Source organism: Hymenobacter volaticus (assembly GCF_022921055.1).
GTDB classification, from domain to species: domain Bacteria; phylum Bacteroidota; class Bacteroidia; order Cytophagales; family Hymenobacteraceae; genus Hymenobacter; species Hymenobacter volaticus.
This window is the reverse complement of record NZ_CP095061.1, coordinates 686327-700307: the sequence shown is the minus strand read 5'-3', so window position 1 is coordinate 700307 and position 13981 is coordinate 686327. Positions and strand designations below refer to the sequence as shown.

The following is a 13981-nucleotide window of genomic DNA, read 5'->3' as shown; positions in this document are numbered from 1 at the left end:
TCTAAACTGTTGACCTTTGGTGGGTATGATACAGTTGATTGGCTTTTCGGGTCGCCGGGGTAGCGGCAAAGACACAGTAGCGCACCTGATTCAGCAGTTGCAGCCGGAACGGCAATGGCACATCCGCTCTGTAGGAGAACCAATCAAAGCGGTTTGCGCGGCCTTAGCCGGCGAAGAGGTAGCGCCTTATTTTTCGCAGCAAGGCAAAACCGAGCTGCTTTCCGCTTTTGGCCGTACCCGCGGCGAAATGCTTCAGCAAGTAGGTTTGGCGCTACGGCAATGGGAACCGGACATTTGGGTGCAGGCCTTTTTCTCGCAATTGCCGCCCAATCAGTACATTCTTATTCCAGATGTGCGATTTCCCAACGAAGCGGATCTCGTTCGCAGTCGCGGCGGCCTGATGCTCCGTGTAGAAGGCGACCCGCTCCAGCAGCGCGGCGACGGCACGCGCGACGACAGCCACCCAAGCGAAACAGCCCTGGACCATTACCCATACTTCGCTGCCACATTACACAACACTGGTTCCGTTACCGATTTGGAGTGGCAGGTAAAGGAATTGTTAAATTTGCTATAGTCTAGCTTAAAAAGATTGCGGCATTAACGAGTAGATACCAAGCATAGCGTTGGTTGCTATAGTTATCGTAGTGAGCTGATTTTGCAGTTCTTATAGAGGAGCCATATTCCGCCGCTTACTATATTACCTAGTAGACTATGTTTTCTAACACCCTAGGGTTACCACTAGGCCGCTTATTAAGCTATTTAATAAAACAGGCTTTTTCGCTAATACGCACAAACGGGTGCCGCTGCATCTAGTCATACTACTCTATTTTAACGATTCTCATATAAAATATGGCCCATTAATTGAGGGTAGCTCATTCGTTCTACCTACAGCCATCTGTGGTTTTGAGCGTAGTTGTATTTTTTATGTTGTCTGTTTCTACATATATCAGCATGCTGGACTTTGTTAACGGTTGTCAAAAGGTGTTGCAGATCAAAGATTGGTTATTGAATTTCTTAAATCAGCTTCACTTTTTAAACTCGCTAATATCAGTAAAGTACTGTGTATGTGAACTTAACCATAAGTCTTTCCAATAGCGTATTATATTTTTGTATTACTATTATAAAATATAAATAATACTCACTAAATCTTCATCAAGCTTTTCAGATATAGCGGCAACTAAAGAGCAACATGATATAAGTATAATTATTTCAATAATATTGATATTTTTGATAATGAATGCTTGAAATCTCACAAACAATCTTCTATTTTTAATAAAAATTAAAGAGGTATTAGACACAGCACCTATATATACGTAAAAGCATCATTCGCTTCTTACTGCCGCCCTAACCTCTTATATACCACACTTTCCTACTTCTACACCTGTTGCCATGGTATCATCCCTTTTAGCGGGCGAATCCACCGTCCGCGTCCGGAAGAAACGCAGTGTTCTTATCTCTCCGCCCGTTGAGAAATCTCTTGTAACAATCGTTATCCCTATTCATAAGGAGGAACCATCGGAACTAGAAAAGATTTCGCTAGCACAGGCCTTAGCCGTGCTACCCCAGTACCACATCACCTTTATGGCTCCTACCTGGCTTGATACAAGCTGGTATGAGGCTTTTTGCAAGGACAAGGCGCAAATCTTTTTTGAGCGGTTTGAGTGGCGTGGCTGGCAGGCGTTCGCGGAACTGATGGTCGCCCCGGTCTTCTACCAGCGCTTCCTGCCTTACGAATACATGTTGCTTTATCACCTCGATGCATTCGTCTTCCGCGACGAGTTGGAAGAGTGGTGTGCCCTCGGCCATGACTACATCGGAGCTGTTATCTATAATGAAGGCTACATTCGACCTAAAACGTTTCTGCGTGGCCTTATCGGCTATAACTGCCCAAGCTACGTCGGAGCGGGCGGCTTCTGCCTGAAAAAGACGAGCACCTTCTACCGCATTACTTCCGAGCATAAGCGCTACGTTGACTTCTTCCTTTGGCTCAACAAGAAGCGCAACCGCATCTTCCTCGACGACCTGTTTGTATCGATGCACTTTCCTAAGCTCGAGTCGTCCTTCAGCATTCCTTCCAACGAGGTAGCCGAACATTTCGGGGCCGACTACAACAACTGGGAAGAAGACAAGCTGCCCTTCTCCAACCAAGATAATAGCACCCTGCCTTTCGGTGTGCACGCTTGGATTCAGTATAACCCCGAGTTCTGGAAGCCTTGCATTCGCCGCTACGGCCATGCTCTTTAAGCGTTTGCGCTAAAGGACGTTTGCAAAGCTGTGTTTAGCAGGTAGGTACTGCTAAGCGATTAAGAATTAAAAAATCGTACAAGACTTATTATTTTATTACACGGTCCGTCTATATACATAGCACATACTCTTTACACGTATAAAATGGCATAGCAGACAGCCTATCAGTAGGCTGTCTGCTATGCCATTTTTAATTGTATTTGCAGCTTTTCTATTTGACGGAGGTACTGCGCTCAAGATTGCCGAACAGTAACTAAAGCTGACGCTCTAGCTTATATTTTCATGGGCAACGGGAGCTGGTTGCGGCTTAAAGGATGGGGTGCCGCCACTTACCAACCGGGGCCAACCGCCCACATACTCTAGACGGTCCAGTAGCATAATGCGGCGGGAATAACCTTGATCAGCGTCGATGGCGTCGAATTTAGGTTGCTCCGGGTCGATAGCGTGATAAGCCAGCCAGTCCTGATCAGCGGAATCTGTTACGACGCAGTTGTGACCAGGGGCATGCCAGTGCTGATTGCCTTCGAGCAACATAGCGTAGGGGTTACCAGTGGCTTCGGCTAGAGTTTCAAAGGGGCCGGTGGCAGCGCGAGAACGGGCGACTAGCACGCCGTAATGGGCGTCGTCGCCGCAGCAGTTGTTGCCGGAATAAAACAGGTAGTACCATCCGTCACGCAGTACCACCCAACTCCCTTCTATCAGCTGGTCGTAGCGTTTAAGGTCGCCAGCGCCGGCAGGCTGAATTAAGATTGTGGTTTCTCTGTCGGGTGCAAAGGAAATACGGTCTTCGGCTAGCTCCCTCACCATCAAGGGCCCGAAGCCTGAACCCCAATAGAGCAGCCGTTTGCCGGTAGCTGGGTCGTCGAAGGCCATAGGGTCGATGTTGAGAAAGCCAGGGCCACAATACAAAGGCGCTCCAATGTCGGTGAAAGGGCCGGCTGGCTCATCGGCGGTAGCTACCGCCAAGCACAATCCTTCTACTTCTGCTTCATCGGGCTTCGCAGAATAGTAGAGGTAGTAGCGGCCTGCATGTTCGCTTACGTGTGGGGCCCACAATTTTTGGGTGCCACTGGCCCAATCAGGTTTAACAGGAAGTGCATCGCCTAAATACTCCCACTGTACTAAGTCAGCGGAGCGAGCTACTTGCATATTGATAATGGCGCCGTGGCGCTTGGTTTGGGTACCATAAGCGTAGTACCAGCCATCAGAAGCTCGGATAATAGTGGGGTCGGGAAAGTCGTCGTTCCAGATAGGATTCGTATAAGCGGCTGCGGGCATAGGAGAAATTTTGGTATCAGGCATATTGCAGAGTACGGATGCTGTGCTGCTTAAGGTTGAGGCGGAAGAAGCGTCCCGGTTGAAACGCCACTTGCTACTGGCTGTTCGCATCATTTCTGCCGGGTGGCTACCTTTGCCCACCCCTCCTAATCAGAAACCCCAAATCAGCAATTAGCAACCACCCATGTCCAACGCCTTTTTCAACGTACCCGCCCCCGTCAACGAACCTGTTAAGGCGTATGCGCCTAACTCACCGGAGCGCTTGGAACTGCTTAAAGCCATTAAAGAGCTCAAGCAGATGCAGCGTGACATCCCGATGTACATCGGTGGGCAGGAAGTCCGCACTGGCAACACCAAGGATATCACTCCGCCCCACGACCACCAACATTTGCTTGGCCAGTTTCACGAGGGCGACGCCTCGCACGTGACACAAGCCATTGACGCCGCGCTGGCTGCTCGCGCCAACTGGGCTGATATGCCGTGGGAACATCGAGCCTCGATTTTCTTGAAAGCTGCCGAACTGCTTGCCGGTCCTTATCGTGCCCGCATCAACGCGGCCACCATGCTAGGTCAAAGCAAGAATGCTTATCAGGCTGAAATCGATGCGGCTTGCGAACTGATCGACTTTTTCCGGTTCAACGTGCATTTCATGCAGGAAATCTACAAGCAGCAGCCGACTTCGGCGCCGGGCATGTGGAACCGCCTAGAGCACCGCCCCTTGGAAGGCTTTATTTTCGCCCTAACGCCGTTCAACTTCACCTCTATTGCTGGCAACCTGCCTACTTCGGTAGCTATGATGGGCAATGTAGTGGTGTGGAAGCCCGCCTACACGCAAATCTATTCGGCGCAGGTGCTGATGGAGTTGTTTAAGGAAGCCGGTGTACCCGATGGCGTTATCAACCTGATTTATGTAGATGGCCCCGTAGCCGGCGACATCATTTTTTCCCACCCCGACTTCGCAGGAATCCACTTTACGGGCTCGACGGGCGTGTTCCAACAGATTTGGAAGACCATTGGCCAGAACATCACTACCTACAAGAGCTACCCGCGCATTGTGGGCGAAACGGGCGGCAAAGATTTCATCTTGGCGCACCACTCGGCGCACCCACGCCAAGTAGCTACGGCCATCACCCGCGGCGCTTTCGAGTACCAGGGCCAAAAGTGCTCGGCCGCCAGTCGGGTATACATCCCAAGCAATATCTGGGACGAAGTGAAAGGCTACGTGCAAGAAGACTTGAAGTCGTTTAAGATGGGCGACGTAGAAGACTTCTCTAACTTCATTAACGCAGTTATCAGCGAAGCTTCCTTCGATAAGCTAGCCCGCTACATTGACGCAGCCAAGCAAGATGAAACGGTAGAAATTGTGGCCGGTGGCAACCACGACAAGTCGAAAGGCTACTTCATCGAGCCCACGGTTATCGTCACCAAGAACCCACAATACGTAACCATGTGCGACGAGCTGTTCGGTCCTGTCCTCACGGTGTACGTCTACAATTCGCAAGAATTCGAGAAGACATTGGACCTCGTGGACGGCACTTCGCCTTATGCTCTCACCGGTGCCATCTTCGCCCAAGACCGTTATGCCATCGACTTAGCTTCTAAGCGTCTCGTGAATGCAGCCGGCAACTTCTACATCAATGACAAGCCGACCGGCGCAGTAGTTGGGCAGCAGCCTTTTGGTGGTGCTCGCGCCTCCGGCACCAACGACAAAGCCGGCTCTATCCTGAACCTGCTCCGTTGGGTGTCGCCGCGCGCTATCAAAGAAACCTTTGTGCCGCCCGTTGATTACCGTTACCCCTTCATGGGCGTAGAAACCGGCGAAAACCTGAACGCCACGGGTCAGGGCGGTTTCTAGGCTTAGAGCCATTCAGTAGCAAAAGCCGCTTCGGGAAACTGAAGCGGCTTTTCTGTTTTTATCCTGGTTTGATCTGAGCAGGAAGTCTATTACTTAGCTTAACATTGAGAGTTCATATATACGCCTTTGCGTTACCGTCTGATTTCACCTTTGTTCCGCCCGCTTTTCGCGTTACCTTTGCCCTTCAACGCCGTTCTCGAACGGCCTTTTCCCGTTGATGTCTATGCTTCTCGCTGTAACTACCAATTATCAGCCGCAGGACTTTCTGCCCATCATCGTGCAGTTTGGGCTAGCGGTTGCTTTCGTGGCCTTTGCCATGATAACTTCTCATCTACTAGGTCCGCGCCGCAAGAGCGTGGTGAAGGATGAAGCCTTTGAGTGCGGTATCGAGTCGGTGGGCAATGCCCGCACCCCGATTTCGGTGAAGTACTTCCTCACGGCCATCCTATTCGTACTTTTCGACGTGGAAGTCATCTTTATGTACCCTTGGGCGGTGAACTTCCGGGCCTTAGGTACCGACGGCTTCATTGAAATGGTGGTGTTCCTAGCACTGCTATTGGCTGGCTTCGGCTACGTCATCAAAAAAGGCATTTTACGCTGGAACGAGGCGTAAACAAGCAAACCTTTATTGGCTGGCTGGTGTTGGCAAAGAGAGGTTTATGCTCCTTTAATCTGACTTTCACTCATGGATAATAGAGTTCCCGAAATCAAAATGACGGAGGCGCCGGACGGCCTCGAAGGAGCCGGCTTCTTCGCTACGTCGCTCGAGAAAGTAGTAGGTATTGCCCGCGCTAATTCGCTCTGGCCCCTACCTTTCGCCACTTCGTGCTGCGGCATCGAGTTCATGGCCACTATGGGTGCCCGCTACGACATCTCGCGCTTCGGTTCCGAGCGCCCTAGCTTCTCGCCCCGGCAGGCTGACTTGCTGATGGTGATGGGTACCATTGCCAAGAAAATGGCCCCTATCGTGAAGCAAGTGTACGAGCAGATGGCGGAGCCCCGGTGGGTACTCGCCATGGGTGCTTGCGCTTCTTCGGGTGGCATCTTCGATACCTACTCGGTTCTGCAAGGCATCGACCGGATTATTCCGGTTGACGTGTACGTGCCGGGCTGCCCACCCCGCCCCGAGCAAGTACTTGATGGCTTGATGCGTGTACAGGACCTCGCCAAAAACGAGTCTACCCGCCGCCGCAACTCGCCTGAATACCAAGCCCTGCTGGCTTCTTACAACATCAAATAGACCACAGACATTGCGCATGGAGGGGTGAGGCGCCTGCAATCCTTTGCTCACCCTCTTCTCTCCGTTGCTCACTTCTACCGCTAAATGGCTGACCAAACCGTAGAATCACCCGACGCTCAGGAAACCGCTGCCGAACTTGATCCGGCCGCGCAGAAGAACAAGCAGTTGCTCGACCTTCTGTATCGTTTGTTTGGACAAGACGCTTTCACTGATGTGGAAGAGCCTTATGGCTTCCTGACCGTCACGACCACACGGGAGCGAATCCACGATATCATTGCCGGCCTTCAGCAAGACCAGGAGTTGCAGCTCAACTTCCTGACTACCATGTGCGGCATGCATTGGCCGGAGCGGAAAGACCAAGAGCTAGGCATGGTGTACATGCTGCATAGCTTGGTGCATAATGTCCGCCTGCGGCTGAAAATTTTCTTTCCTATTGGCGACCCGCATGTGCCGACGTTGACTGACCTCTACTCCGCCGCCAATTGGATGGAGCGTGAATCGTTCGACTACTACGGTATCATTTTCGTTGGGCACCCCAATCTTATCCGCATCCTCAATGTGGAAGACATGGACTACCACCCCATGCGCAAACAGTACGCGCTGGAGGATGGTACCCGTGAAGACAAAACCGACTTATTCTTCGGCCGCTAGGCCCCGGATACCTATATCATGGCAGTAAACGACACGCTGGAAGGCACCCGCAAGATTGTTGAAGAGGCCGAAGAGCAACGGCCCAATCTTCATCCGCTGGCCCCAACCGTCAATGACTTCAACCAAGAGCTGACTACGCTCAACTTAGGGCCTACCCACCCTGCTACCCACGGAATCTTCCAGAACATTCTGCAGATGGATGGGGAGCGGATTGTGTCGGGGGTACCTACTATTGGCTATATCCACCGCGCCTTCGAGAAAATTGCGGAGCGCCGGCCGTTCTACCAGATTACGCCCCTCACCGACCGGATGAACTACTGTTCGTCGCCCATCAACAACATGGGCTGGCACATGACGGTAGAGAAACTGCTCGGCGTGACCGTTCCGAAGCGCGCGCAATACATGCGCGTGATTCTGATGGAACTGGCCCGCATCACTGATCACCTCATTTGCAATGGCATTTTAGGCGTGGACACGGGTGCTTTCACTGGCTTCCTCTACCTGATGGACGAGCGGGAGAAGGTATACGAGATTTACGAGGAAGTAAGCGGTGCCCGCCTGACCACTAATATGGGCCGCGTAGGCGGTATGGAGCGCGACTTCACGCCGGTAGCTATCCAGAAGCTGCGGGCTTGGCTGAAGTCGTTCCCAGCTGTAATGCGCGAGTTCGAGAAGATGTTCAACCGCAACCGCATCTTCATGGACCGGGTAGTGGACGTGGGCGGCATTTCTGCTGAGCGCGCCCTCAACTACGGTTTTACGGGCCCTAACCTACGCGCTGCCGGTGTCGATTACGACGTGCGGGTGATGAACCCTTACTCCAGCTACCAGGATTTCGACTTCGAAATTCCGGTGGGCACTAAGGGCGACACCTACGACCGGTTCATGGTGCGCAACGAAGAAATTTGGCAGAGCTTGCGCATCATCGAGCAGGCCCTGGAGAATCTACCCGAAGGCCCTTACCACGCCGACGCGCCGCACTTCTACCTGCCTCCCAAACAGGCCGTGTACCAGAACATGGAGGCGCTCATCTACCACTTCAAGATCATCATGGGCGAAATTGACGCTCCGGTTGGTGAGGTGTACCACAGCGTGGAAGGTGGCAACGGCGAGCTAGGTTTCTATTTGGTTTCTGATGGAGGCCGCACGCCGTACCGCTTACACTTCCGCCGTCCGTGCTTTATCTACTATCAAGCCTACACGGAAATGGTAGTGGGCCAGACCCTCTCCGACGCCATCGTGACGCTGTCGTCGATGAACGTAATCGCTGGCGAGCTGGACGCGTAGTTTTTGTTGATTTCAAGTAAGTACATGGAGACGACGAGCGTTAAGCCGCAATTTTCCGAAGCCGCTAAAGCGGAGATTGAACGCATTTGCAAGCAGTATCCACCGGAGCGCCGCAAGTCGGCGTTGCTGCCAGTCCTGCACATTGCGCAGGCCGAATTTGGTGGTTGGGTGAGCCCGGAGGTGCAGGATTTGGTAGCCGAGGTTATTGGCATCAAACCCATTGAGGTGTACGAGGTGTCGTCTTTCTACACCATGTTCAACCTCAAGCCAGTTGGTAAGCACGTGCTGGAAATCTGCCGTACGGGCCCTTGCATGTTGCGCGGCTCCGACGAGCTAACCGCTCACTTGGAGCGCATCACTGGCGCGAAAGTGAACGGCGCAACCTCTCCCGACGGCCTCTTCACGCTCAAGGAAGTGGAATGCTTGGCGGCTTGTGGCTTCGCCCCCATCGTGCAGGTTCGGGAGAAATACTACGAGCAGCTGGATACTCCGGCTGCGGTAGATGCCATGCTCACCGAACTGCGCAACCAGGTCCACCGTCCGGCTTTACCGTGGGAAGAAACTGGCTTGTCGAACGCCCTGGCTAACAATTAACGTCTTTCAGCCAACCGCTACAACCTATGGGACGCAAACTGCTGACCGAACATATTAACGTTGAAGGCATCGATACCTTTGAGGTATACCGCAAACATGGCGGCTACCGCTCGGTGGAGAAAGCGCTGAAGACGATGACCCCCGATGAGGTGGTGGAAGAAGTGAAGAAGTCGGGCCTACGTGGGCGCGGCGGCGCTGGCTTCCCTACCGGTATGAAGTGGAGCTTCCTGGCCAAGCCAGAAGGCGTGCCACGCTACCTCGTCTGCAACGCTGACGAATCAGAGCCGGGCACTTTCAAGGACCGCCAGTTGATGTCGAAACTGCCGCACTTGCTGGTGGAAGGCATGATTACAAGTTCGTATGCACTTGGAGCAAACACCTCGTACATCTATATCCGCGGCGAGTTGTTGTACGTGCTGCGCATTCTAGAGAAAGCCATTGCAGAAGCATATGCGGCTGGTTTCCTTGGCAAAAACATCTTGGGTTCGGGTTACGACCTAGACCTATTTGTGCATCCCGGTGGCGGCGCATACATCTGCGGCGAAGAAACTGCTTTGCTGGAATCCTTGGAAGGCAAGCGGGGTAACCCACGCAACAAACCACCATTTCCGGCTGTGCAAGGCCTCTACGCCCGTCCGACGGTGGTAAACAACGTAGAATCTATTGCGGCCGTCCCGGTTATCGTGAACGATGGCGGTGAGGAATACGCGAAGATTGGCGTTGGCCGGAGCACCGGCACCAAGCTGTTTTCGGCTTGTGGCCACCTCAACAAGCCGGGCATCTACGAAATCGAGTTGGGCTTGCCCGTTGAGGAATTTATCTACTCCGATGAGTACTGCGGCGGCATCTGGAAAGGTCGCGAGTTGAAGGCTGTAGTAGCCGGTGGTTCGTCCGTTCCAATTCTACCCAAAGAGCTGATCCTGAAAACGGCTGCTGGTGAGCCTCGCCTCATGAGTTACGAGTCGCTTTCGGATGGTGGCTTCGTGACGGGTACTATGCTTGGCTCGGGTGGTTTCATTGCCATGGACGAGACAACCTGCATCGTGCGCAACACCTGGAGCTTCTCCCGTTTCTACCACCACGAGTCATGCGGGCAATGCTCGCCTTGCCGTGAGGGTACGGGCTGGTTGGAAAAGGTGTTGCACCGCTTGGAGCACGGCCACGGCCACATGGAAGACATCGACTTGCTGGTGAGTGTAGCCAAGCAAATCGAGGGCAACACCATTTGCCCACTTGGCGAAGCCGCTGCTTGGCCGGTGGCCGCTGCCGTTCGTCACTTCCGCGACGAATTCGAGTGGCACGTAACGCACGCCAAGGAAGCTGCCCAACCTGGCGCAGTGTACCAAGGCAAAGCGGTACTGGCCTAAATCAGACCGTCATGCGCTGCTTGCCTTGCTTGCTGCATGACCGACGAAATCTTAACGTCTTTAACTTAAATGGCTAAAATAACTTTCGACGGCATCGAGGTGGAAGTTCCAGACGGAACAACCATTCTCAACGCAGCCCGCCAAATCGGTGGTAGCATTGTGCCTCCGGCTATGTGCTACTACACGCCGCTGAAGGGCTCGGGCGGCAAATGCCGCGCTTGCTTGGTGCGTGTAGCTGCTGGTTCCACCAAAGACCCACGCCCGATGCCCAAACTGGTGGCTTCGTGCGTAACGCCTGTACAAGACGGTATGGTGGTCGAAAACACCAAATCTGAACAGGTACTTGATGTGCGCAAAGGCATTGTGGAAATGCTGCTCATCAACCACCCGCTGGACTGCCCCGTGTGCGACCAAGCCGGGGAATGCAGTCTGCAAGACTTCGCCTTTGAGCACGGCGTGTCTACGACCCGCTACCGTGAAGAGCGCCGCACGTTCGAGAAAATCGATATCGGTCCGCTCATTCAACTGCACATGACGCGTTGCATCCTGTGCTACCGGTGCGTATACACCGCCGACCAGATTTCGGAAGGTGGCCGTGTACACGGTGTGCTAGGCCGCGGCGACGCTGCTGAAATCGGTACGTATATCGAGAACATCATTGATAACGACTTCTCTGGTAACGTCATCGACGTGTGCCCGGTAGGTGCCCTCACCGACAAAACGTTCCGTTTCAAACAACGCGTGTGGTTCACGAAACCCGTGAATGCGCACCGCGACTGCCCGAAGTGCGCCGGTAATGTGACCCTTTGGTACAAAGGCAAAGACGTACTCCGCGTAACGGCCCGTAAAGACCAGTACGGCGAGGTGAAAGAGTGGATTTGCAACGAATGCCGCTTCGACAGAAAAGAAACGGCCGACTGGACTATCGAAGGACCGGCACATATCGAACGTTCTTCGGTAATTTCGGCCAATCACTATGAACTGCCCGTGCTTAATCAGTCGGTAATAGCCGACTTACCTGAAAGTACGCAGCGCGATTTGGAAAAGAATCCTCCACTGAAAATAGGCTAACTGATTGAATTCGTGCTTGCTGAGTTATTGGCGTTTTTTAGTGTTCATTGAACGGCCAACCATTCAGCAAGCAGCAATTCAACAAGCAACACTATGATTGAACTACCCACCCTTGGCTGGCAATCCATTGTCATCTTTGTTGTATTTGCGGTTTCGCTGCTGATAGCAACCTACTGCACGTACGCGGAGCGTGTTATTGCCGCCTTTTTGCAAGACCGGGTTGGTCCGGACCGCGCAGGCCCTTACGGCTTGGCGCAGCCCCTGGCCGATGCCGTGAAGATGTTCACGAAAGAAGAGTTCTTCCCCGGCGGTGCCAACAAGGCGCTGTTCGTGTTTGGCCCTTGCCTGGCCATGATTACGGCCCTGATGTCGTCGGCGGTAATTCCGTTTGGCAACAACCTCAGCTTCGGTAACAACGCCTTCTTCCTGCAAGGAATCGAGGTGAATATTGGGATGCTGTGGGTGTTCGGGGTGGTATCGTTGGGCGTGTACGGCGTGATGATTGGTGGTTGGGCTTCCAACAACAAATTCTCATTGCTCGGCGCTATCCGGGCTGCTTCGCAGAACATCAGCTATGAACTCGCCATGGGCTTGTCGCTGATTGCGGTGCTGATGATTTCGGGCACGCTTTCGTTGCGCGAAATCACGCTGCAACAGTCTTCGGAGGGCGCTTTCGTATGGCAGGACATCTTCAACTGGAATATCATGAAGCAGCCGTTGGGCTTCATCATCTTCTTAGTATGCGCCTTTGCGGAAACTAACCGCACCCCGTTCGACTTGCCTGAGTGCGAAACTGAATTGGTAGGTGGTTACCACACCGAGTATTCGTCGATGAAATTGGGCTTGTACTTGTTCTCGGAGTATGTGAACATCTTCGTGGTTTCGGCCGTGATGAGCGTGCTCTACTTCGGTGGCTTCAACTTCCCCTTTCAATATGAACTGCGCGACTGGTTGGCGAGCAGCCAAGGTTGGGAATTGGCTTCGGCGCAAAACCTGATTACGGCGCTTGGCACCTTGCTGCTGTTTGGCAAAATCTTCGCCTTTATCTTCTTCTTTATGTGGATTCGCTGGACTCTCCCGCGCTTCCGCTATGACCAACTGATGCGCCTTGGCTGGACCATTCTGATTCCGCTGGCTGTTATCAACATCCTTATCACCGGCGGCCTCATCACGTTCGGGGTGATTAAGTAATTGAACTGACTCATGCAGCCTCTCACCAATAGAGCCAAGAAACTAGAAAAGAAGCCGATGACACTGGCGGAGCGGGCGTATTTGCCGGCTATCTTCCAGGGTCTGAGCATCACGATGCGCCACTTCTTCATGAAGAAGGCCACTGTGCGGTACCCCGAAGAGGTGCGTCCTTTCTCCCCTATCTTCCGCGGCTTGCACGTGCTTAAGCGCGATGAGCAGGGCCGGGAGCGGTGCACGGCCTGTGGCCTTTGTGCCGTAGCCTGCCCCGCCGAAGCCATTACAATGGTAGCTGGCGAGCGGAAAAAAGGCGAAGAAGGTCTCTACCGCGAAGAGAAGTACGCCATCAGCTACGAAGTGAACATGCTGCGCTGCATCTTCTGCGGCCTCTGCGAAGAAGCCTGCCCGAAAGCTGCCGTGTATCTCCAAGCCGATAAAATGGCCCCGCCACGCTTCGAGCGCGACGAGTTCATCTACGGCAAAGACCGCCTCGTAGAGCCAGTTGATCCGTCGAAACGTTCGGAGCGTGGCATCCAGCTCACGCCAGAGCAGGCCGAAGCTCTCCGCAACAAGATGGTTCAGCAACCGGCGTAACTACTACATTTGTTGTCTTGAGCAGCGCGAAAGACTTCGTGGGCTCAAGGCAACAAAAAACATCTGCAATGTCTCCAATATTCCTCTTTCTGTCCTTTGTAGCGCTGCTAAGCGCGCTGGGCGTGGTGTTTGCCAAGAATCCGATACACAGCGTGCTGTTTCTGATTCTGACGTTCTTCTCGCTCTCAGGACACTACTTGTTGCTGAACGCGCAGTTCTTGGCGGCCGTTAACATTATCGTGTACGCCGGCGCCATTATGGTGCTATTCCTGTTCGTGATTATGTTTCTGAATCTGAACGTGGACACGGAGCCCCACAAGCCAGCATTAGCTAAAATTGCGGCGGCCATTGCCGGTGGCTCGTTGTTCGTCATTATGATTGTGGCGTTGCGAGACATCCAACTACCCGCCGTAAACGGCACTACATTCGACTCGCAGATTGGAATGGTGGATAAGCTCGGTATGGTGTTGTTCACCACCTACAAACTACCGTTCGAGCTGGCTTCTATTCTGCTCTTAGTAGCTATGGTAGGAGCCGTAATGCTAGGCAAGCGTGAAACTGGAGAGCGGAATTTCTAAGTATAGTATTCTAATACAGTAAAAAGCGGCAACT

The 13981-nt window shown here is 53.1% G+C and carries 14 protein-coding genes; 13 read left to right on the top strand and 1 reads right to left on the bottom strand.

Features of this window, described 5'->3' with window-relative positions; all coding sequences use genetic code 11:
* The first annotated feature begins 25 nt into the window (after positions 1-25).
* Entirely contained in the window at positions 26-574 is a 549-nt protein-coding gene (locus tag MUN86_RS03105; RefSeq protein ID WP_245121602.1) for a hypothetical protein, read from the top strand.
* A gap of 815 nt (positions 575-1389) precedes the next feature.
* Entirely contained in the window at positions 1390-2244 is an 855-nt protein-coding gene (locus MUN86_RS03100) for a DUF5672 family protein (protein WP_245121600.1), read from the top strand.
* Positions 2245-2511: 267 nt separating this feature from the next.
* Here the strand turns inward: MUN86_RS03100 and MUN86_RS03095 are convergent, their stop codons facing one another.
* On the bottom strand, positions 2512-3546 hold the full coding sequence (locus MUN86_RS03095; protein WP_245121598.1) for a glycoside hydrolase family 43 protein: 1035 nt from the start codon (positions 3544-3546) through the stop codon (positions 2512-2514).
* A 160-nt stretch (positions 3547-3706) separates the two neighbouring features.
* Between MUN86_RS03095 and pruA the strand changes: the two genes are divergently transcribed.
* The 11 genes from pruA to MUN86_RS03040 all read left to right on the top strand — a co-directional run bounded on the left by pruA (position 3707) and on the right by MUN86_RS03040 (position 13947).
* A complete protein-coding gene (pruA, locus tag MUN86_RS03090) occupies positions 3707-5377 on the top strand; it encodes an L-glutamate gamma-semialdehyde dehydrogenase (protein WP_245121595.1) in 1671 nt (556 codons plus the stop codon).
* A gap of 223 nt (positions 5378-5600) precedes the next feature.
* On the top strand, positions 5601-5990 hold the full coding sequence (locus tag MUN86_RS03085; RefSeq protein WP_243799877.1) for an NADH-quinone oxidoreductase subunit A: 390 nt from the start codon (positions 5601-5603) through the stop codon (positions 5988-5990).
* 72 nt (positions 5991-6062) lie between these two features.
* Complete coding sequence (locus tag MUN86_RS03080; protein ID WP_280640580.1) at positions 6063-6617, top strand: NADH-quinone oxidoreductase subunit B; 555 nt, start codon at positions 6063-6065, stop codon at positions 6615-6617.
* Positions 6618-6701: 84 nt separating this feature from the next.
* Positions 6702-7268 (top strand): NADH-quinone oxidoreductase subunit C, encoded by a 567-nt coding sequence (locus MUN86_RS03075; protein ID WP_245121592.1) that lies wholly within the window; start codon positions 6702-6704, stop codon positions 7266-7268.
* Between the two features lie 18 nt (positions 7269-7286).
* A complete protein-coding gene (locus MUN86_RS03070) occupies positions 7287-8555 on the top strand; it encodes an NADH-quinone oxidoreductase subunit D (protein WP_022824373.1) in 1269 nt (422 codons plus the stop codon).
* 24 nt (positions 8556-8579) lie between these two features.
* Positions 8580-9149, top strand: a complete 570-nt coding sequence (locus tag MUN86_RS03065; protein WP_245121589.1) for an NADH-quinone oxidoreductase subunit NuoE family protein — start codon at positions 8580-8582, stop codon at positions 9147-9149.
* A 26-nt stretch (positions 9150-9175) separates the two neighbouring features.
* Positions 9176-10516 carry an NADH-quinone oxidoreductase subunit NuoF gene (gene nuoF / locus MUN86_RS03060; protein ID WP_245121586.1) on the top strand — a complete coding sequence of 447 codons (1341 nt, stop codon included), beginning with the start codon at positions 9176-9178 and terminating at the stop codon, positions 10514-10516.
* Between the two features lie 69 nt (positions 10517-10585).
* The gene (locus MUN86_RS03055) at positions 10586-11587 is read left to right on the top strand and encodes an NADH-quinone oxidoreductase subunit G (RefSeq protein WP_245121583.1); all 1002 of its coding nucleotides are present in this window, start codon (positions 10586-10588) and stop codon (positions 11585-11587) included.
* A gap of 96 nt (positions 11588-11683) precedes the next feature.
* Positions 11684-12778, top strand: a complete 1095-nt coding sequence (gene nuoH / locus MUN86_RS03050) for an NADH-quinone oxidoreductase subunit NuoH (protein WP_243802804.1) — start codon at positions 11684-11686, stop codon at positions 12776-12778.
* 12 nt (positions 12779-12790) lie between these two features.
* Positions 12791-13369: a NuoI/complex I 23 kDa subunit family protein gene (locus MUN86_RS03045; RefSeq protein WP_245121580.1), complete on the top strand. Its 579-nt coding sequence runs from the start codon at positions 12791-12793 to the stop codon at positions 13367-13369.
* A 68-nt stretch (positions 13370-13437) separates the two neighbouring features.
* Positions 13438-13947, top strand: a complete 510-nt coding sequence (locus tag MUN86_RS03040) for an NADH-quinone oxidoreductase subunit J family protein (RefSeq protein WP_245121577.1) — start codon at positions 13438-13440, stop codon at positions 13945-13947.
* Positions 13948-13981: the final 34 nt, after the last annotated feature.

What these genes read in the sequence shown, in the direction of transcription:
- MUN86_RS03070 (WP_022824373.1), top strand. Translation starts at nt 7,287, where the DNA reads ATGGCAGTAAACGACACGCTGGAAGGCACCCGCAAGATTGTTGAAGAG.
- MUN86_RS03055 (WP_245121583.1), top strand. Translation starts at nt 10,586, where the DNA reads ATGGCTAAAATAACTTTCGACGGCATCGAGGTGGAAGTTCCAGACGGA.
- MUN86_RS03080 (WP_280640580.1), top strand. Translation starts at nt 6,063, where the DNA reads ATGGATAATAGAGTTCCCGAAATCAAAATGACGGAGGCGCCGGACGGC.
- MUN86_RS03105 (WP_245121602.1), top strand. Translation starts at nt 26, where the DNA reads ATGATACAGTTGATTGGCTTTTCGGGTCGCCGGGGTAGCGGCAAAGAC.
- MUN86_RS03095 (WP_245121598.1), bottom strand. Translation starts at nt 3,546, where the DNA reads ATGCCTGATACCAAAATTTCTCCTATGCCCGCAGCCGCTTATACGAAT.
- MUN86_RS03100 (WP_245121600.1), top strand. Translation starts at nt 1,390, where the DNA reads ATGGTATCATCCCTTTTAGCGGGCGAATCCACCGTCCGCGTCCGGAAG.
- pruA (WP_245121595.1), top strand. Translation starts at nt 3,707, where the DNA reads ATGTCCAACGCCTTTTTCAACGTACCCGCCCCCGTCAACGAACCTGTT.
- MUN86_RS03040 (WP_245121577.1), top strand. Translation starts at nt 13,438, where the DNA reads ATGTCTCCAATATTCCTCTTTCTGTCCTTTGTAGCGCTGCTAAGCGCG.
- MUN86_RS03045 (WP_245121580.1), top strand. Translation starts at nt 12,791, where the DNA reads ATGCAGCCTCTCACCAATAGAGCCAAGAAACTAGAAAAGAAGCCGATG.
- MUN86_RS03065 (WP_245121589.1), top strand. Translation starts at nt 8,580, where the DNA reads ATGGAGACGACGAGCGTTAAGCCGCAATTTTCCGAAGCCGCTAAAGCG.
- MUN86_RS03075 (WP_245121592.1), top strand. Translation starts at nt 6,702, where the DNA reads ATGGCTGACCAAACCGTAGAATCACCCGACGCTCAGGAAACCGCTGCC.
- MUN86_RS03085 (WP_243799877.1), top strand. Translation starts at nt 5,601, where the DNA reads ATGCTTCTCGCTGTAACTACCAATTATCAGCCGCAGGACTTTCTGCCC.
- nuoF (WP_245121586.1), top strand. Translation starts at nt 9,176, where the DNA reads ATGGGACGCAAACTGCTGACCGAACATATTAACGTTGAAGGCATCGAT.